The following is an 18,109-nucleotide window of genomic DNA, read 5'->3' on the forward strand; positions in this document are numbered from 1 at the left end:
TCCTTCGTGCTGTTCGGATTTCGTGCTATTTCACGGCGATCCGCAGGTGGATCGCGCCGTCGCCGGGGCCGGTGGAGGCCAGGGCCGCGGAGATGAGGCCGCCGAGATCGATGCGGGGAAGCACCGAGACGACGGCGTGGACCAGGGGCTGGAGCATCGGGGCCAGCGGTGCCAACTGCGGGCCGACCTCCTCGATCCAGGGGCCGAGCCGCTCCACGAACGGCACCAGGCCCATGTCCTGCTGATACATCCGGGGCGCGTCGCCGGTGCGGAACAGCCGTCCGATCGCCTCGGCGATCGCGTCGACACGATCGCCGAATTCCACCAGCGGCGGCCTGGCGACCGTCATGGCGGGACCGGCGTCCGCCATGTCCGGCGCGATGGTTTGCAGGTCGCGCAGCAGTTCCCCGATCCGCGGGGCGCGGTCGGCGAGGGCGGCGGCGAGCAGCCCGGTCGAGCGCGACAGCTCCGGCACGACCGCCTCGGTTCCGGTGAGTGCCTCGGTGAAGGTGCCGACGAGCGCGCCGGCGGCGGCCGGATCGATCTGATCGAGCACCCGGGTGACCAGCCGGGCCAGCTCCGGAATCGACAGCGGCGGCCGCACCTGCGCGGTATCGACCGTCGCACCGTCGGTCAGGTATCGGTCGCTGGCCGATCGCGGCGCGAATTCCACGTAGGGCTCACCCAGCCACGAGAGGTTCTCGATGGTGACGAGGCTGTCGGCGGGCATCCGGTAGGCGGATCGGATGGCCATCGTGACCTCGACACCGGACGCGGCCGAGTCGACGGCGGCGATCTCACCCACCTCGATCCCGGACAGCAGGACGGGCGATCCGGCGGCGAGGCCCCCGGAGTCGGGCACGCGCATGGTGAGGGTGGTGTGGTCGGCGAACGGATCCCAGCCCACGACCCCGACCGTGAGGTAGGCGGAGCCGAGTACCGAGACCGCGGCGATCGCGCCGAGCGACAGCACCGATCGCGCCCTCATCGCACCGCTCCGACCATCCGCAGCGCGCGCACGATCTGCTCGGTCTGCTCGTCGGCGGGAATCGGCGGACCGTGCTCGGCGGTGACGGTCGTCCGGCGCAGGTGCACCTTGGGCCCGTGCTCGACCCACGGGATGATCTTGTCGCGGATCACCGCCACGAAGGCGTTGAGGTTCGAGGGCGCCCGCAGATCCAGCGGCCGGCTGGTGAACAGTAGCGGGAAGATCGCCGTCAGCGCGTCGTCGGCGGACTGGGTGACCGGTGCGAGCCAGGTGAGCGCGTGCGCGACCGGAGCCATGCCGCCGAGCACCGAGATGACGTCGACGATGGTGGCGACGGCGGCCGACAGGTGCTCGACGGCCGGGTCGGTGAGCAGTTCGGCGAGGGTGTCGCGCTGGCGGTGCATGACCGCCGAATCCTTGGTGAGGCCGTCGAGCAGCGCGTCGACCTGATCGACATTGGCGGCCAGGTCGACGGAGTCGGCGCCCAGTACCTGGAAGATGCGGGCCGTCTGTGCGGGATCGTCCGGGAGTACGCCGTTGAGCTGGGTGACCGTGTCCTGCAGGTGATTGATCGCCCCGCCCTGCACGAAGGTGGCTATTCCGGCGAGGGTGTCCTCGATGCGCACCGCGGGCCGGGTCTGGGTCACGGGGATGGTGTCGCCGTCGCGCAGCAGCCGGGCGAAACCGTCCGCGGGCGTGGTCAGCGCGATATGGATGTCACCGAGCAGCGTGTTCTGCCGTAGCGCCGCCGTCGTCGTGGCGGGCAGGTCCACATCGGTGTCGATATCGGCCTCGACGATGACATGACCTCCGCCGCCGGGGGATCGATCCGGCTGTGCCAGACGGATATCGGTCGCGACACCGATCTGCGCACCGTTGGCGATCACCTTCGCGCGCGCGGGCAGATTGAGCACATCGGCGAACTCGATGCGGAGGTGATAGGCGGATCCGACGACACCGGTGCCGGGCAGCGGCAGCGCCGACGGATCGAACGCGCAAGCGCCGCAAGTCAATACGGTCGTGAGAATGGCCAGTTGGCGAATCATCGTGCACCTGCCGTCGCGAGGATCGTCCGTACCGGATCGATGGTCGCCATGGGGCCGTCCACCGTGCAGTGGCCCGGCACGACGGCATCGACTGCCGCGCAGATCTTTTCGGCCTCGGGGGAGGGGATGGCGACCCGCGGTGGCGCGACGGTGAGCCCGGGGGCACCGGTGCGCGGGTCGAGGACCGCGGTGAACGCGTCGGTGAGCACCGGAACCATGTCGATGATCTGGCGCAGCGTCGCGATATTCGCACCGAGGAACCGGATCAACGGCACCGACGCATCGAGCAGCAGGAAGATCGGGTCGCCGAACATCGTGGTGATGTCGTTGAGCATGGGCAGGACGCGCCGGTAGTGATCGATGATGGTGGTGGTCTGGCTGAACAGCTCGTTGTTCACCTGGATCAGCACCGATTCCAGACCCAGCACCATCCGGTCGATCGTGCCCCAGTGGGTGGCGATGCTGTCGGCCAGCGCGGCGAGGCTGTCGAGGATGGACGACAGCCTGCCGATGGCGGCGTCGGGATGGTCCAGCGCGGCACCGATCTTCTCGATGATGGTGTTGAGTTGCGGTCCCGTTCCCGCGGTGGCCGCATGCAACTGCGTGACCAGCCTGCCGATCGCGTCGTCGCGTGCCGGGTCGGCGCCGAGCAGTTGCTGGGACAGCCGGGCCACCGCGTGCAAGGTTTCGGTCAGGCTCTTGGGCGTGAGCGTCGTGGTGATGCACCGTCCCGGATCCCAGCGTTCGAGGACGGTCCCGCTGTGCAGGACGGCCAGGTCACGGTCGGTGGTGATGGTGCGCGAGAGGGTGGTGGCGGCCGCGTCGGCGAGCACCGGATGTTCGGCGTCGACGCGGAAATCGACGCGCACCTTGTCGGCGGCCGGGCGGATGGAGGTGACCGTGCCGACGGGGATGCCGCGCATCGTGACGTGGTTGCCCGCGTACAGTCCGACACTGTCGGGCATCAGCGCGCAGTAGGTGAGCTGCTTGCGCAGCGGATCGGCGACGACGAGGTAGCCGAGGATGGCGACCACGACCAGCGCGAGGGCCCCGGCGACGGACATGGTGACCCGGGATCCGAGCACGGCGTGCAGAACGGTCGGGCGGGCCATCAGCATGCCCTTCCGGGAACCGGGATGCAGAGCTGCCCGAGCAGCGCCGCGGGATCCACCGGCGGCGGGGCCACGACGGTCGCGGCGGGATCGCCCACCCGGACCTGTCCGTCGGGCAGGACCATCCCGGTCAGCCGCTGTCCGATGCCGTGCACCGAGTCGAGGAGGGCGGTGAGCTTGTCGCCGATGTCCTCGAGTTCGTCGATGGCGTCGGCCAGCTGCCGGGCCATCGGTTTCAGCGTCGTCTCCCACGACGGCTGCAGGGCGGCGACGCGGCCGAACACCGAGCGCAGCAGGGTGACGGCCTCGAACACCTCGGCGCGGTTGTTGCCCATGAGCGTCTGCAACAGGGCGATCTTCTCGATCATCCGGCGCAGCTGCCCCTTACCCAGGTCGACCACGCCGAGATACTCCTGCGCGACCGCGATCGCCTTCGACACGTCGGTGCGCTGCTTGTTCAGGATGTCGACGAGATGTTCTGCGCCGGTGATCATTTCGCGCAGACTGCCGGGTGCCGCGGTGATCGAGTCGGCGAGGGCCGACAGATTGTCGCGCAGGGTACCGCCGTCGAGACCGCGGACCGGGTCGACGGCATCCTGGAACGTCTCCATGAGGCTGTAGGGCAGCCGGACGCGGTCGGAGGCAATGGTCTTGCTGCCCAACGGTGTCGAACCCTCGGAGAACAGGGCCACGTAGTGCCCGCCGACGAGGGTGAGCATCCGCACATCCAGTGTGGTCTGCGCGCCGACGAAGACGTCGGAATCGACGGTGAACCGCATGAGCACCTTGTCCGGATGCAGCTCGAGTTCCTCCACCTCGCCCACCGGGATACCGGCCACGCGCACCTCGTCGCCGGGCTTCACCGTCTCGGCCTCGGTGAGTTCGGCGGTGTAGGTGGTGCGCCCGAAGGGGATCGCGTACACCGCGGCGGTGGCCAGCAGCGCGAGCACCACCAGGACGGCACCGAGGGCGCCGAGCCCGAATTCCCTTCTCCGCGTGCTGATCTCGTCACGTCCGGCCAGGGCGCGGCGCACCCGGCGCGGCAGTCTGCTCAGGCGTGGCATATCGACACCCGCTGTGCTGCGACGAGTACCTGCAGTGGCTGCGGCACGGGGGCCTGCCCCTTGCTGCACACCGGTGACGAACCCGGAATCCGCTGTGGGATGGAGGCATTGAGCGCGGCGAGCGCGCCCGGCAGCCGGGCGAGGATGTCGACGACCATCCCCGGGTCGGGTATGAGCAGGCGCAGGATCGCCTCGATATCGGGATTCTCGTTCTCGGTGAAGCCGAGGGTGGCCAGTAGATTGTCGGCCGGTTTCAGCACCGGTGGTGCGGTGAGCGAGAAGTCGATCAGCCCGACGACGTTGCGCTGCAGGGAATCGAAGATGTCGGCGGCGTTGCCGAGCAGCGTGATCAGCGGTGCGGAGGAGCCGCCGATCCTGTCGTTGATCTCGGACATGTTGCGCACCAGGGTGGTGATGACATGCTGGCGGTCGGTGACGTACGCGGACATGTCGCCCATGGCCTCCAGCGCCGGGCCGACACCGCTGCCGTTCCCCTCGATCACGGCGAGCATGTTCGTGGTGAATGCGTTGAGTTTCTCCGGGGACAGCGTCGCCAGCACCGGTTCGAGGCCGTTGAACAGGCTGGTCACGTCGAAGGAGGGCACGGTGTGGTCGACGCCCACGGTGGCTCCGGGGCGCAGCCGGGCACCGGCCTCGGGTGCGTGCTGCACGTCGATGTAGCGCTGCCCGACGAGATTCTGATAGCGGACCGCGAGCCTGCTGTTGTCGAACAGCGGGGCCGAGGCGGTGAGCCCGAACCGGACCTCGGCGTTATTTCCTTGTCGCACAATGGATTCCACCTGTCCCACCGCGACGCCGCGCAGGCGCACATCGTCGCCGGTGCGCAGGCCGTTGACGTCGCTGAACACCGCGGTATAGGTGTCGGTATCGCCGTCGACCGGCTGCCGGATGGCCGTGACGATCGCGGCCAGCAGCACGCCGGTCACCACGGCGAACAGGGCAAGCCGCCATGCGGCGCCGCGCACCGGCCTCATCGTCCGCCTCCGTTCGCTGTCGGGTTCGCGAGCACGGGGATGTTGCGCAGGTCCACCTCGGCCTGCAGTACCGGGCCCTCGGGAGTGTCGGGCATCGCCGCGGCCACGCGGTCGATCAGCTCGCGCAGCTCCGCGCCGGATCGGCGAGAATCCGGAACGGCCTGCGCCACCAGGTCCAATATCGGTATCGCCAGCGCGGTATAACCGGCGAATCCCGTTTCGGCGTACCGCAGGTCCCGCGCCACGCCGGGCAGCAGCTGGTCGACCACCATCGCGATGCCGCCGTCGATCCGGTCGCGGTCGTGGCGCAGCGTCTCGATCCGGTACACCCGGTCGAGCAGGTCGATGATGGAATCCACGAAGTCGCCGCCACCGTCGAGGGTCGTCCCGAAGCGGCCCAGGATCAGTGACAGCGGCACCTGCTGCACCTCGGTGACGGTGCGCGCCAGGGTGATCACCGACTCCAGGAACGGCGTGAACGCCCGGGTGTCGGCGGCCAGGGTGGCCAGCAGGGTCGCCAGCTGCGGCGTCAGCACGGAGTCCTCGACCTGCGCCACACTGCGCAACAGGTTGCCCATCGTCGCGTCGTACGTCGCATCGGTGGCGGTCAGGTTCAGCACCGTTCCCGGCCGCAGCGGTGGCCCGCCGGGACCGCGGCGAAGCTGAATCTCGCTGATGCCGAACAGGTTTCCGGTCGCGTAGTCCACCCGCAGGCTGGAGTCCAGGCCGGGCGGCCGCTCCGAATCCAGCCGGACCGCGATGTCCTGGGTGCCGCGACCGGCGGGCGCGATGCCGGTGACCCGGCCGACCCGCACGCCGTCGAGCCGCACCTGCGTTCCCGCCACGATGCCGTCGCCGATATGACTGGTGCGCACCACGATTCGCAGGCCCTGCTCGGCACGGGTCGCGCGGTACCCGGTCGCCGCGAGCGCGAGGACCACCGCGACCGTGACGACGACGGCGCCGGTCACCAGCGAACGACGGCGATCGATCGCGACTCCGGGAATTCCATAGTTCGGCAACGGCATTCACCCCGTGAAGCTCACCGCGGAGTCGAACCCCCACAGCATGATCGACAGCACCATGTCGATAGCGATGATCGCCACCGAACTGGCTCGCACGGCGCGGCCCGACGCGATCCCCACACCCTCGGGGCCGCCGGCGGCGAAGAACCCGTAGTAGGAATGCACCAGGATGACGACGATGGCGAACACCGCCACCTTGACCACCGCGGCGGCCATGTCGAATCCGGACACGAACTGAGCGAAGTAGTGGTCGTAGACGCCCGCGGACTGACCGTGCACCAGCGTGATCAGCCCGCGGCACGCCAGATACGACAGGATCAGCGCGATCAGGAATGTCGGCACCATCGCCACCGCGCCCGCGATCACGCGGGTGGTCACCACGAACGGCACCGACCGCAGCCCCAGCGCCTCGAGCGCGTCGATCTCCTCGTTGATCCGCATGGCGCCGATCTCCGCGGTCATCCGGCAGCCCGCCTGCCCGGCGAATCCGACGGCCGCGGCGATCGGTGCCAGTTCGCGGGTGATGGCATAGGCCGAGACCAGGCCGGTCACCGGGCCCATGCCGAGAATGTCGAGCGTGGCGAAGGATTCGATCGCCACCGATCCGCCCGTGACCACTCCGAGCACGACCATCATCGGCACGGTGCCGCCGCCGACGATCACCGACCCGGCACCCCAGGTCATATCGGAGATCGCCCGCATCGTCTCGGCGCGATATCGCTTGAGCGTCAACGGGATCGCCGACAGCACCTGTCCGGTGAATACCAGTGTGAAGCCGAGTGATTCGACCCGGGTCGCTACCGTCATCAGGCCAGCCTCGTCGGCAGGAACAGCGCGGTGATCTGCGTGATCACCAGATTCACCACGACGATCGCCACGATCGACAGCACCACGGCGGCATTCACCGCATCGGCCACACCGCGCGGGCCGCCCCTGGCCTCCAGGCCGCGCTGACAGGCGATCACCACCACCAGCAGGCCGAAGATCGTCGCCTTGGCCAGCGACACCCAGACGTCGGCGAGCGTGGTGAACGACCCGAACGTGGCCCAGTAGCTGCCGGGCGTCACGTTCTGGCCGCCGACGGCCACCGCGTACCCGGCGATCACCCCGACGAAGATGATCAGCACATTCAGCAACGGGGCCACCAGCAGCATGCCGACCAGGCGCGGGATCACCAGCCGGTGAACGGGACTGATCCCCATGGTGTTCAGGGCATCGATCTCCTCGCGGATGGTGCGCGAGCCGAGGTCCGCGGCGATCGCCGCCGCACCCGCCCCGCCGAGCAGGAATCCGGTGGCCAGCGGCGCGCCCTGTTTGATGACGCCGAGCCCGCCGGTCGCGCCCAGCAGCGAGTCGGCGCCCAGGCTGCGGATGAGGTTGCCGACCTGCACCGAGACGATGACTCCGAACGGAATCGCCATCAGGATGGCGGGTATCGCGGTCACCGTCACCAGCCACCAGCCCTGCGCGATGGCATCGCGCCACCGCATCCGGCCGCGGACGAGGTCGGTCACCGTGCCGAGTACCGCCTGCTCGGCCATGCGCACCGCGCGCCCGAAGGTCCGCATCGACGACACCGCCGTGGCGGCGACGTTGTCCCGCAACACGCGCACTGCGGCGGCCGAAGAGTCTACTGTCACAACAACTTTCCAGTTCTGTCCGCGATGACGGATCCGGTGCGGCTTATCAGTCGGCTTCATTGGTACGACCGGATTCCATTGATCCGGTACCGAATGCGGCAACCTTGGGTCAGATCCCAACCGGCAGCGAAGAATACGGCGTCAGGGTCACAACCCACCGCCACCGCACGGCTCGGTGCGAGTGCCCGGCCGAGGACCAGGGATCAGCGGGCCGGCGTCCGATCGTCGGGTACGCGCACGGACAGGGCGATCAGCAGTGCGGTGCGCTTGCGGGGGTCGTCGAGGGCGAGGTCGGTGATTCGGCGCATCTGCCTGATGCGGTTGCGAACGGTGTTGGGGTGCACGTCGAGCGCCGCGGCGGCCAGCGCCGCATCCCCGTGTGCTTCCAGCCAGGCCTTCAGGGTCGGCAGGTAGTCGGTGTCGTTGTGGTCGTCATGCCGTGCCAGCCGCGCGACGGGACCTCGCGAGGGCAGGCGGCCGCTGGACGCGACCGACTTCAGGCGCTGGATCAGCACGCGGTCCCAGGCGGTGTCGTAGCACACCGGCGCATCGTCGGCGGAGCGCGTGTGCAGCGCCATGCACTCGTCGGCCTCCTCGCGGCTCGCGGGCACCTCCCGCACGGTGGCGACCCCGCCGATACCGGCGACGACGCGGACGTGTGACGGCAATCCGGCGGCGAGCTCGCGCACCCAGCGCAGCGCCGGTTCGGGGTCGCCCGCCGGGAGCACCGTATAGACGGTATTGCCGAACAGCGTGCTGCGGCCGACGCGGGACCATCCGAATCCGGTGGTGGCCCGTTCGAACGCGAGCAGGATTCCGGCGTGCCGTTCGAGTTCGGTGTGCGCCTGCAACGCGATCACGCGCAGATGTTCGGCGGGCAGCCCCAGCTTCCCGACGGCGGCCTCGGCATCCGGGCCGCCCTCGATCAGCTGGATCACCAGCTCGGACTCGACCTGCCGCTCCAGATCGGCGCTCACGCGCGAACGCAGCAGATGCAGTGCCACCGTGTGGGCGCCGTCCTTCAGAATCCGGCCGCGGGTGCCGTCGGGGGCCTCGTCGCACGAGATCCACAGCGACCCCAGCAGTTCGCGCCCGGCCCGGACGGCCACGACCGTCCGGCCGCGCAGTCCGTGCTCCGGGGCCGGTCCGACATGGATCGGCGCATCGCTGCGGGCCAGGTGCTCGAACACGCCCTGCTGCTCGAGCAGCGTGCGCACGCGGTCCGGCGTCCGCCGCCCGAGAATGGTGTCCAGCCGGACCGGATCCATATCTCGCGGGGTGCTCGAATACGCCATGACCCGGAACAGTTCGTCCTGGATCGTCACCGGGGCGTCGAGCGCGGCGGCGATGGTGTCGGCCAGGGCGAACAGATCGCTGGGGCCCCGGCCCGACTCGGTCTCCCGGCCCTCGAGCACCAAGCCGTAGACGACCGAGGCGATCTGGCTCCACGACACCGCCGGATCGCTGAGCAGCAGCGCGGTTCCGGCGGCCTCCAGCTGCTCGAGCAGCTCGCGGGTCGGCCGCTCGGTGGTGCGGGCGATGACGACTGTGGCCCGGGTCTCCGCCGCGAGCGCGAAGGCCTGCGGCAGGTCCGCGATCCCGACGGCGAGGAAGACGTCGCCGACGGCCGAGTGCGGCCGGATCGGGTCGTGGACCGTCACGCTGTACAGCTCGATGTCGCGGGTCGCCGCCGCCCCGTACAGCCGCGTGCCGTGCCTGCTCAGGATGTTGATCAGGCGATCCAACTTCACCATGGGATATCCGGCCGCAACTCTCGACGATCCGGCGCCCGGTCGGGGCGCTGTGTAACGCCGACAATGGTACATCGTCAAGTTGTGCGAATCGGACACTCGCGCCCGGTGTTCGATGGGTCACTCTTGATGCAGGAGGCGCATATGCCGTGTCATGCGCCCCGATGAGGTGAGGGCTACAAATGTATTCGTCGCATCTGCTGCAGATTGCCGTGGTCGCCGCAGCGTGCTCGTACATCGTGTGGATGGTGGTGTCCTCGAGGCACGAATTACACGATCGATGTGCGCTGTGCGGGCATATGTACTACACGCACGATCCGGTGAGCGGAGACTGTCGCGGGCGGGCGGACGGGCGCTTCGGCCACGACAGTGGCACCTGGATATTCTGCGCCCACGACCTGCGCTGCGGTTGTCACGGATTCCTCGAGGACCCGCAGGACGGCAGGCACCGGGATCTGACGGTCGGGTAGCACGCGGCGCGTCACGCGGAAGGCGTTGCGGCGAAGCCGTTCTCCAATAGGTCGAAGGCCATCTCGGCGCGGGCGATCGCGGCGGGGTAGATGTCGTCGGCGCTGTGGCCGGAGCGTATCGCCGCGGCATTGTGGTCGGTGACGGCCGAGCTGCCGTCACCGCTCACCCGGCAGGCGGCGATGAGCCGCCCGTAGTCGGGGGTGTGATCCGATCCGATTGCGTCGCGGGGGGCGAGAACAGTGGACCCGCGGCCGTCGCGACGGCGGGTACTTCCAGCAGCCGGGCGGCGGCCCACAGTGTCACCTGGGTGGCGGTGAGCACCGGGCAGCCCGCGGCGCGTTCGAGGTCGGCGGTGAGCGCGTCGGCGTGCAGGGCGGTCTCCGGGAGCAGGATCGCCTGCGCCCGGGGATGCGCGGCCCGGGCGACCAGATCCACGATCCGGTCCGGCGGCCATGCGGCCAGCTGCCGGTCCGAGCCCGCGGAGGCGTCGACGCGGCGCACCACCTCGGCCCCCGCCTCCCGCACCCGCTCGACGAAATGGTCGGATACCTGCGGGCTGTACACCGAGGCCAGCGCGACGCGGCGAAGCGACAGGTGGCCGAGGGCCTGCTGGTAGGCCACCGTGGTGCTGGTGGCCGGGAGCCCGGTCAGGCGACCGAGGGCCCGCACCTGCCGCGCGACACCGGCGGAGCCGTCCAGGAAGCTGGAGCTGGTGACCGCGAAGGCCACCGCGTCGACGTCGCGACCGGCGAGGGCACCGGGCAGCGTCCGCTCCAGATGTGCCGCCGACCCGAGCCGCCGCAGGGCGTCGACGACCTGCTCGACGGTCAGCGCCGCCAGGTCGCCGACGTCGTCGGGCCACGGGAAGTAGATGATGTCGAGATCGAGGGCCGGGCGCAGCCGCCCCGCGAGATCCAGGAAATCGTCCTCACCCGAATTCGGTGTCGGATACAGCAAGCCCAGGCGCGGTGTCCTACCCATACGCCCGGATGCTAGGGCCGCGGCGGACCCGTCGCGAGATCGCGGTAGCGCGAGCCGGGTTACCGGCGACATAACGGGTACAGGCGGAGTGTGAACGTTCCGGTGTGCCGGTTCGTCGGTGCCGCGAGGTCGCGCGACGTGGCCGGTCCACCGGGTGTGGGCGATGAGGGAGGTGATCGAGGTGGTGGAGTACTCCTCGATCGGATGGAGAATCCTGCGGACCGCGCCGTGGAGCACCAATCCGCTGATGCGGCGGTCCGATCGCATCCTGGCCGCCGTTCGGCTCGTCGCGGTGCTGGTGTGCCTGGTGGCGGTGCCGATCGCGGGCGCGGTCGGCACCGCGACCTATACCGGCTACGCCGAACGCCTGCGGGCCGAGGACGCCTCGAAGACGCCGGTCGTGGCGACGGTCACCGGCGGGTCGGAACAGGCTGGGCAAGACGGTGATCCGCGGGTTCCGGTCCGCTGGGTGCACGACGGCCGCACCGGCACCGCCGCGGTACCGGTGACCGAGACCGTCGCGCCCGGAGGGGAGACGACCGTGTGGCTCGACGCCGGGCATGCGCCGACCCAGCCTCCGGCCCCGGCGGGCACCGCCGCGGTGGGCGGCGTCACCGCCGGGCTCGCACTGCTCGCGGGCACCGCCGTCGTCTGCGGATTCGCCTGCGCGGCAGTGCGTTACGTGCAACAGCGGCACACCGTCCGGCAGCTCGAGGCCGAGTGGCGCCGGTTCGGCGTCGGGCAGCTCTAGCCGCGCGGGAGCGCGGGCCGGACCGCTCCGCATTTGACCTCAACTTTAGTTGTGGTTCTACCTTCGGTGCAGATCTATTGCCACAGGAGGTAGTTCATGAATTCGACACCGGTTCGGGTTGCGCTCGTGTGCGGGAGCGTGCGGGAGGGCAGGTTCGGGCCCGTGGTGGCGTCGTGGATGCGGGAGCGGATCGAGGCGCGCGAGGATATCGATCTGGACGTGGTCGATCTGGCGGAGATCCGATTGCCGCTCACACAGCAGGAGAAGCCCGTGCCCTACGGTGACTACACCTCGCCGGAGGTGCGGGCGTGGGCCGAACGGGTCGGTGCCGCAGACGCTTTCGTCGTCGTCACGCCGGAGTACAACCGCGGATATCCGGCCGCGTTGAAGCTGGCGATCGATTCGGTCAATCCGGAATGGCGTGCCAAGGCGGTCGGCTTCGTCAGCTACGGCGGGGTGTCGGGTGGGCTGCGCGCGGTGGAGCAGTTGCGGCCGGTGTTCGCCGAACTGCGGGCGGTGACCGTGCGCGAGACGGTCGGCTTCGCCCAGTTCTGGGAGCGGTTCGACGACGCCGGGCGGCCGAAGGACGCGCACGCGGTCAACCGCGCCGCGGACGTGCTGCTGGACGAGTTGTGCTGGTGGGCACGGGCGCTGCGGCAGGCCAGGGCCGAGATGGCCTATCCCGGGACCGCGCCGTGATCTTGACTTAATACACTAGGGGGGTATGGTAGCGGGTGTGATCGACCACATCCCCAGCCCTGGGGCCGCGATATGTTGCGCCGGGATGACGGCCGCGTATCGTGGGCGGTCGAGCAGGACGGTCGACGGTATCGGTGGTGCGGTGGCTTCGAGGACGGGAGGTCTTCCATGGGTAGACCACGGTTCGCCGCCCCACTGCTGATCCTCCTCGCGGCGGTCGCCCTCGTGGTGCCGCTGCTGCACTGCGCGGAGGCGCTCGCCGCCCCGCACACCCACGGGCCGAGCCCCGTCCGGCCGCAGGCGGCGCCCGTCGAGAGCGGCCCGATCCTCGGGCACTGCGTGCGCCATCCCGTCGACACCGGCTGCCCGACGCATTTCGGGCACTGCGTACCGGATTCGATGCTGCCCGGCGACCACGGTGTCGCCGCACCCCAGCGGCTGGTCACGACGCTGTTCGCGACGGTCCCCGTGCCCGCCGAGGTGGCACTGCCGTCGCTGCACCGCCCGCGCGGTCCGCCCACCGCGCGCCTGCCGGTCGCGGGCGGCCGCGACATTCTCACGCATTTCTGTATCGCACGACGCTGATCGGTCAGCGCCAGACCGGGACCCAACGGGTCGCCGGTCGGTGTCCGCCTGCCCGCATGCGTCCGAAATCCGTTCCCGTGGAACGGATTCGATACAGAAAGCGACAGATATGGACGAACTCGTGCTCGACAAGGGCGCCGAGGTGCCCGCGCTCCCCGATCCGGCGCCCGGCGCGGCCCGGCGGCCGCACACCCTCGTCGGCAACACCCCCGTGCTGTGGGTCGGGGCGCCGCTGGCTCCGGCCGGGCGGGGCTTCTGGGCCAAGCTGGAGGGCTACAACCCCGGCGGTATGAAGGACCGCCCCGCACTGCACATGGTGCGCCGCGCCCAGCAGCGCGGCGACCTCGCCCCCGGCGCCCGCATCGTCGAATCCAGCAGCGGCACCTTGGGTTTGGGCCTCGCGCTGGCCGGTCTGGTCTACCGGCATCCGGTGACGGTGGTGACCGATCCCGGCCTGGAGCCGATCGTCGCGCGGATGCTGGCGGCCTACGGGGCCCGGGTCGACCTGGTGACCGAGCCCCATCCGGAGGGCGGCTGGCAGCAGGCCCGCCGCGACCGCGTGCGGGAACTGCTCGCGCGCGAGCCCGGCGCCTGGTGCCCGGACCAGTACGGCAATCCGGACAACGTGGACGGCTACGCGCCGCTGGCGCTGGAGCTGATCGAACAGCTGGGCGGGGTGGACGTGCTGGTGTGCGCGGTCGGCACCGGCGGGCACTCGGCCGGAGTCGCGCGGGTGCTGCGCAGGTTCAACCCGGCACTGAAGCTCATCGGAGTCGATACCGTCGCGTCGACGATCTTCGGTCAGCCCGCGGGCCCGCGGCTGATGCGCGGGCTGGGATCGAGCATCCACCCGCGCAACGTCGACTACGGCGCCTTCGACGAGATCCATTGGGTCGCACCGGCCGAGGCGGTCTGGGCCGCCCGCACGCTGGCCGCCACCCATCACGCCAGCGGCGGCTGGAGCGTGGGCGCGGTGGCGCTGGTCGCGGGCTGGGCCGCCGGCACGCACGACGCCGAGACCCGGATCGCCGCGGTCTTCCCCGACGGACCGAACCGCTACTTCGACACGGTCTACAACGACGACTACTGCGCCGAACACGGCCTCTTGGACGCCGATCCGCCGATCGCGCCGGACACCATCGCGCATCCGTCCGACCGTGTCGCGCGCTCGTGGACCCGCTGCACGACGGTCGTCGACCCGAGCGTGCCCGCCGGTGTGCAGGGGGTGCGCTGACGTGCTGAGGAAATTCCGCAGCTTCGATCCCGCCGCCCGGCTGCTGATGATCAACCAGTTCGGCATCAATCTCGGCTTCTACATGCTGATGCCGTATCTGGCCGGATATCTGTCGGGCCCACTCGGTCTGGCGGCCTGGGCCGTCGGACTGGTGCTGGGGGTGCGCAACTTCTCCCAGCAGGGGATGTTCCTCGTCGGTGGCACCCTCGCCGACCGGCTGGGCTACAAGCCGCTGATCGTGGCCGGATGTCTGTTGCGCACGGCCGGTTTCGGGTTGTTGATCTTCGCGACCTCGCTGCCGGGGCTGCTGATCGCCTCCGCCGCAACCGGTTTCGCCGGGGCGCTGTTCAACCCGGCGGTGCGTGCCTATCTGGCCGCCGACGCGGGCGGCCGCCGCGTGGAGGCGTTCGCGATGTTCAACATCTTCTACCAGGCGGGCATCCTGGCCGGTCCGCTGGTCGGACTCGCGTTGCTGGCGTTGGACTTCCGGATGGCCGCCGCGGTGGCCGCGGTGGTGTTCGCCGTGCTGACGGTGGCGCAGCTGTTCGCGCTGCCGGAGCGCCGCGCCGCCGAATCCGGCGAGCGCACCTCGGTGCTCGCGGACTGGCGCACGGTGGTGTCGAACCGGCGGTTCGTCGCGTTCGCGATCGCCATGATCGGCTCGTACGTGCTGTCGTTCCAGGTGTATCTGGCGCTGCCGCTGCAGGCCGGACACCTGGCACCCGCGCACGCGCAGGCGGTGACCTCCGCGGTGTTCGTGGTGTCGGGGGTGGTCGCGGTCGCGGGCCAGCTGCGGATCACCGCGTGGTTCCGCGCACGCTGGGGGACCGGCCGCGGACTGGTCGTCGGCATGGCGGTGCTGGCCGCGGCGTTCCTGCCCTTGGTGCTGGTCTCGGGTCCGCAGCGGTTCGGCACGGCGGCCGCGATCGCCGCGCTGCTGATGTCGGCCGCGGTCCTGGCGGTCGGCACGGCGGCGGTATTCCCGTTCGAGATGGACACCGTGGTCTCGCTGTCCGGGGGCCGCCTGGTGGCCACGCACTACGGGTTCTACAACACCGTGGTCGGGGTGGGCATCCTCGCCGGGAACCTCGCCACCGGAGCGGTGGTCGGCGCGGCCCGGGACGCTGGGGCGGACTGGGCGGTCTGGGCGGGGCTCATGGCCGTCGGTGTGGTCGCGGCCGCCGCGCTGTACCGGCTGGACCGGACGCCGGTCCCGCACTCGCCCGAATCGGTCGGCGCCGCACGGTAACACGCGTGCAGGGGCGGAACGCGCGTGTCGATCGCCTCGCTGCCGGTATGGGCACCCACGGGCGCCCATACCGGCGCGACCACGCCGGGAGATTTGTCCGACTGGTCGGTATTTGCGATATCGCCCGGCCCTGTTGCATCACGGAAGCATTCCGCGACATCTAGACTGACCCGATTGATGAGGGGACGTTCTAGTCTGGAATCGACGGCTCATGCCCGGGGATTAGGGAGCACATGGACATCGCCAAGGCGCCGCTGCCGAACTACCGGCCGGCCCGCTTCGCCGATCTCGACGACCTCGCGGCCATCGAGTCGGAGGTCTTCGCCGAGCCGTACCTGTATCTGATGCTGCGGCAGCTGTTCGACCTGCACGGCGCCGAATGGCTGGTCGCCGAGGTGGACGACACCGTGATCGGCTACGCGCTGACGCTGGAGAAGTCCGGCCGGGCGCTGCTGTTCACCTTCGCCGTCGCCAAGCAGTACCAGGGCCTCGGCTACGGCCGGGCGCTGCTGGACCGCACCCTACAGGTATTCCGGGAACAGGGCGCCGACGTGATGTACCTGACCGTGCGGCCGGACAACCACCCGGCGAGCAACCTGTTCAAACAGGCCGGGTTCGAATTCGTCGAACACGACGACCGATACTTCGGCCCGGGCGAACCGCGTGACGTGTTCAAATACCACCTGCAGGGCTGAGCGCTAGACTGACGCCCATGGGCGAGATCTCGTCGTTCGTGGCGTCGGTCTCGACCCGAATCGCCAGGCGCGCAGCCGAATACGCCGCCGAGGTCGACCGCGGCGAGCGACCCGAGCAGGCCGGGCTGGACAGGTTCACCACCCACGTCGAGGCGATCCTCGCCGACTACGACCCGCCCAGCGCCCGGCGGCACTCCGACACGCTGGTGTTCCGGCACCTGTACGCCGCCGCCGGACAGCCGAAACCCGACGAGGAGGGCTGGCGGGTGCCCAGTGCCGTCCTCGCCGCGCTGATGGCGGCGGAGGTGGAATTCCGCGGACCGCTGCGGCTCAGCACCCGCCAGAACTCCCTGCTCGCCGAGGAATACGAACGGCTCGGCGCCCAGCTGTCGGCGACCGGGCTGAACGCGCATGCGGCGCTGGCGTTGCGGCGCGCGGTGGCGCTGTACCGGATGAACGAGGACGACGAAGCCGAGGACCGGTGCGGGCTGCAGCTGGCCCGCGCCCGCACGCGGGCGCTGCCGCGGGGCTGGCGGCGCCTGGCGGGACAGGCGTCGTATGTGACGTGCGGCCACGGCTATCGGCCGTCCTGGCTGCTGGGCTGGGTGGCGGTGCAATTGCTGCTGTTCACGGTCGCCGGGCTGCTGCTGAACGGCGCTCCGTCGGCCGCCGACACCGTCTACATGACCGTGACCAGCTTCCTCAACCCGATGGGTCCGGGGGATACCGAGCACCTGCGTCCGGCCGCGCGGCCGCTGCTCGCGGCGGAATCGTGGGCGGGGACGGTGTCGATGTCGGTGTTCTTCGCGCTGCTGGTGCGCAAGTGGTTTCGGATGTAGCCGCTACCAGTCGGCGTCGAAAACCTTGTGCCGCAGGATATCCAGCGTCGCCACCGCGATACTGTCGCGCAGCCGGGACACCAGCGTATTCCACTGCCGGGAGAAGCCGGGTTCGGTCTGCAGCTCCTTCCACAGCGTGCGCAGCGCCGCGGGCGTGTGCGCGCCCGGCATCCACAGCCCGGTGAGGTGCTCGAGCACCGGCGCCAGGATGTCCATTCGATCGCGGCTGTGCGAGGCGAAGCGGTCGGCCTCGTCGAGGGCCCCGGCGAGCACCGTCAGCAGCCAGTCGTGCGCGGCCAGGTCCTCGCAGAACCGTTGCGCCGCATCGAGATCGGTGTCCGCGCGCACGGTCAGCCGGATCGAGCGGACCACGTCGTCGTCCAGGTGCAGCGCCGCCGTGGGTGCCGTGGCACCGCCGACGCGCGCGGCCCAGCGCAGCCGGGTGGTGCCCGCCCGCACCGGCGGGCTCTGATCCAGCCGGGCGTCGGCGCGGATGCGGGCCAGCAGGCGTTCGCTGATCGAGGCCAGGTCCAGAATGTCGCCGCCGCCCGGCCCGTCGAGATAGCCGTCGGCCAAACCGGCTCCGGCGGTGGCCCTTTCGGGGATGCGGCTGATGACCTCCGCGACACCCTTCTGACTGACGTAGTGCGACCAGGTCTGCCGCCGCCGCTCCTCCGCCCGGACCACCCGGGTGCGGGCGGAGGACTGCAGCACCCGCCCACCGGCCAGCACCACGTTCGTCGCCACGGTGCCGACGACGCGTGCCACCTGCTCGCCCAGCGTCAGATCGCAATCGATGCCGACCGCGGTGGTCGGCGAGACGGCGAGCGTGCCCGGGCGCTCGCGCCAGCGCACCGCGCGGCCGGGCATCAGCGCCAGCAGTTCCCCGGCCGCCGCGCCGGGGGGCGGCCGGGCCCGCGGCCCCACGCCGGGGGGCCCCAGGGCGCGGGCAACCCGGGGCGCCGGGCAGGGCCCGCCCCGGCT

The 18,109-nt window shown here is 70.3% G+C and carries 20 protein-coding genes; 8 read left to right on the plus strand and 12 right to left on the minus strand.

The annotated features are described in order from the left end of the window. Window positions 1-25 precede the first annotated feature (25 nt). From QH290_RS10300 to QH290_RS10340, 9 genes are all read right to left on the minus strand, one after another. Complete coding sequence (locus QH290_RS10300) at window positions 26-988, minus strand: MlaD family protein (RefSeq protein ID WP_280382679.1); 963 nt, start codon at window positions 986-988, stop codon at window positions 26-28. After that, window positions 985-2,034, minus strand: coding sequence for an MlaD family protein (locus QH290_RS10305; RefSeq protein ID WP_280382680.1), 1,050 nt, complete (start codon window positions 2,032-2,034; stop codon window positions 985-987). Before QH290_RS10305 ends, QH290_RS10300 begins: the two co-directional genes overlap by 4 nt. Further along, window positions 2,031-3,146, minus strand: coding sequence for an MlaD family protein (locus QH290_RS10310; RefSeq protein ID WP_280382681.1), 1,116 nt, complete (start codon window positions 3,144-3,146; stop codon window positions 2,031-2,033). Before QH290_RS10310 ends, QH290_RS10305 begins: the two co-directional genes overlap by 4 nt. Beyond that, entirely contained in the window at window positions 3,146-4,210 is a 1,065-nt protein-coding gene (locus QH290_RS10315; protein ID WP_280382682.1) for an MlaD family protein, read from the minus strand. The genes QH290_RS10310 and QH290_RS10315 overlap by 1 nt, the downstream gene beginning before the upstream one ends. Continuing rightward, window positions 4,198-5,205 carry an MlaD family protein gene (locus tag QH290_RS10320; RefSeq protein WP_280382683.1) on the minus strand — a complete coding sequence of 336 codons (1,008 nt, stop codon included), beginning with the start codon at window positions 5,203-5,205 and terminating at the stop codon, window positions 4,198-4,200. Before QH290_RS10320 ends, QH290_RS10315 begins: the two co-directional genes overlap by 13 nt. Beyond that, window positions 5,202-6,227: an MlaD family protein gene (locus QH290_RS10325; RefSeq protein WP_280382684.1), complete on the minus strand. Its 1,026-nt coding sequence runs from the start codon at window positions 6,225-6,227 to the stop codon at window positions 5,202-5,204. Before QH290_RS10325 ends, QH290_RS10320 begins: the two co-directional genes overlap by 4 nt. A 6-nt stretch (window positions 6,228-6,233) precedes the next feature. Further along, window positions 6,234-7,037, minus strand: a complete 804-nt coding sequence (locus tag QH290_RS10330; RefSeq protein ID WP_280268976.1) for an ABC transporter permease — start codon at window positions 7,035-7,037, stop codon at window positions 6,234-6,236. Continuing rightward, window positions 7,037-7,798 carry an ABC transporter permease gene (locus tag QH290_RS10335; protein WP_280382690.1) on the minus strand — a complete coding sequence of 254 codons (762 nt, stop codon included), beginning with the start codon at window positions 7,796-7,798 and terminating at the stop codon, window positions 7,037-7,039. Before QH290_RS10335 ends, QH290_RS10330 begins: the two co-directional genes overlap by 1 nt. Before the next feature lie 275 nt (window positions 7,799-8,073). Continuing rightward, window positions 8,074-9,624 carry a PucR family transcriptional regulator gene (locus QH290_RS10340; protein WP_280268975.1) on the minus strand — a complete coding sequence of 517 codons (1,551 nt, stop codon included), beginning with the start codon at window positions 9,622-9,624 and terminating at the stop codon, window positions 8,074-8,076. Between the two features lie 179 nt (window positions 9,625-9,803). On the opposite strand from QH290_RS10340, the gene QH290_RS10345 reads away from it, so the two are divergent. After that, window positions 9,804-10,091 carry a hypothetical protein gene (locus tag QH290_RS10345; protein ID WP_280268974.1) on the plus strand — a complete coding sequence of 96 codons (288 nt, stop codon included), beginning with the start codon at window positions 9,804-9,806 and terminating at the stop codon, window positions 10,089-10,091. Between the two features lie 11 nt (window positions 10,092-10,102). Here QH290_RS10345 and QH290_RS10350 read toward each other — a convergent pair whose 3' ends face one another. Then, window positions 10,103-10,258: a hypothetical protein gene (locus QH290_RS10350; protein ID WP_280268973.1), complete on the minus strand. Its 156-nt coding sequence runs from the start codon at window positions 10,256-10,258 to the stop codon at window positions 10,103-10,105. Continuing rightward, the gene (locus tag QH290_RS10355) at window positions 10,255-11,073 is read right to left on the minus strand and encodes a maleate cis-trans isomerase family protein (RefSeq protein WP_280268972.1); all 819 of its coding nucleotides are present in this window, start codon (window positions 11,071-11,073) and stop codon (window positions 10,255-10,257) included. Before QH290_RS10355 ends, QH290_RS10350 begins: the two co-directional genes overlap by 4 nt. Before the next feature lie 163 nt (window positions 11,074-11,236). On the opposite strand from QH290_RS10355, the gene QH290_RS10360 reads away from it, so the two are divergent. The 7 genes from QH290_RS10360 to QH290_RS10390 all read left to right on the plus strand — a co-directional run bounded on the left by QH290_RS10360 (window position 11,237) and on the right by QH290_RS10390 (window position 17,125). Then, window positions 11,237-11,824 carry an Rv1733c family protein gene (locus QH290_RS10360; RefSeq protein WP_280382685.1) on the plus strand — a complete coding sequence of 196 codons (588 nt, stop codon included), beginning with the start codon at window positions 11,237-11,239 and terminating at the stop codon, window positions 11,822-11,824. 96 nt (window positions 11,825-11,920) lie between these two features. Beyond that, complete coding sequence (locus tag QH290_RS10365; protein ID WP_280268970.1) at window positions 11,921-12,523, plus strand: NADPH-dependent FMN reductase; 603 nt, start codon at window positions 11,921-11,923, stop codon at window positions 12,521-12,523. Window positions 12,524-12,691: 168 nt separating this feature from the next. Beyond that, window positions 12,692-13,108 (plus strand): putative copper homeostasis (lipo)protein LpqS, encoded by a 417-nt coding sequence (gene lpqS, locus QH290_RS10370; protein ID WP_280268969.1) that lies wholly within the window; start codon window positions 12,692-12,694, stop codon window positions 13,106-13,108. Between the two features lie 109 nt (window positions 13,109-13,217). Beyond that, complete coding sequence (locus QH290_RS10375; RefSeq protein ID WP_280382686.1) at window positions 13,218-14,342, plus strand: PLP-dependent cysteine synthase family protein; 1,125 nt, start codon at window positions 13,218-13,220, stop codon at window positions 14,340-14,342. Window positions 14,343-14,388: 46 nt separating this feature from the next. Continuing rightward, a complete protein-coding gene (locus tag QH290_RS10380; protein ID WP_280382691.1) occupies window positions 14,389-15,591 on the plus strand; it encodes an MFS transporter in 1,203 nt (400 codons plus the stop codon). 233 nt (window positions 15,592-15,824) lie between these two features. Then, on the plus strand, window positions 15,825-16,286 hold the full coding sequence (locus QH290_RS10385; RefSeq protein ID WP_280268967.1) for a GNAT family N-acetyltransferase: 462 nt from the start codon (window positions 15,825-15,827) through the stop codon (window positions 16,284-16,286). A 17-nt stretch (window positions 16,287-16,303) separates the two neighbouring features. Continuing rightward, entirely contained in the window at window positions 16,304-17,125 is an 822-nt protein-coding gene (locus QH290_RS10390; RefSeq protein ID WP_280268966.1) for a hypothetical protein, read from the plus strand. Between the two features lie 3 nt (window positions 17,126-17,128). On the opposite strand, the gene QH290_RS10395 is transcribed toward QH290_RS10390, so the two are convergent. Then, window positions 17,129-18,109 (minus strand): SCO2521 family protein (locus QH290_RS10395; RefSeq protein WP_280382687.1); only part of this gene is annotated, 981 nt, incomplete at its 5' end.

The organism is Nocardia wallacei (assembly GCF_029869545.1).
Classification (GTDB): Bacteria; Actinomycetota; Actinomycetes; order Mycobacteriales; family Mycobacteriaceae; genus Nocardia; species Nocardia wallacei_A.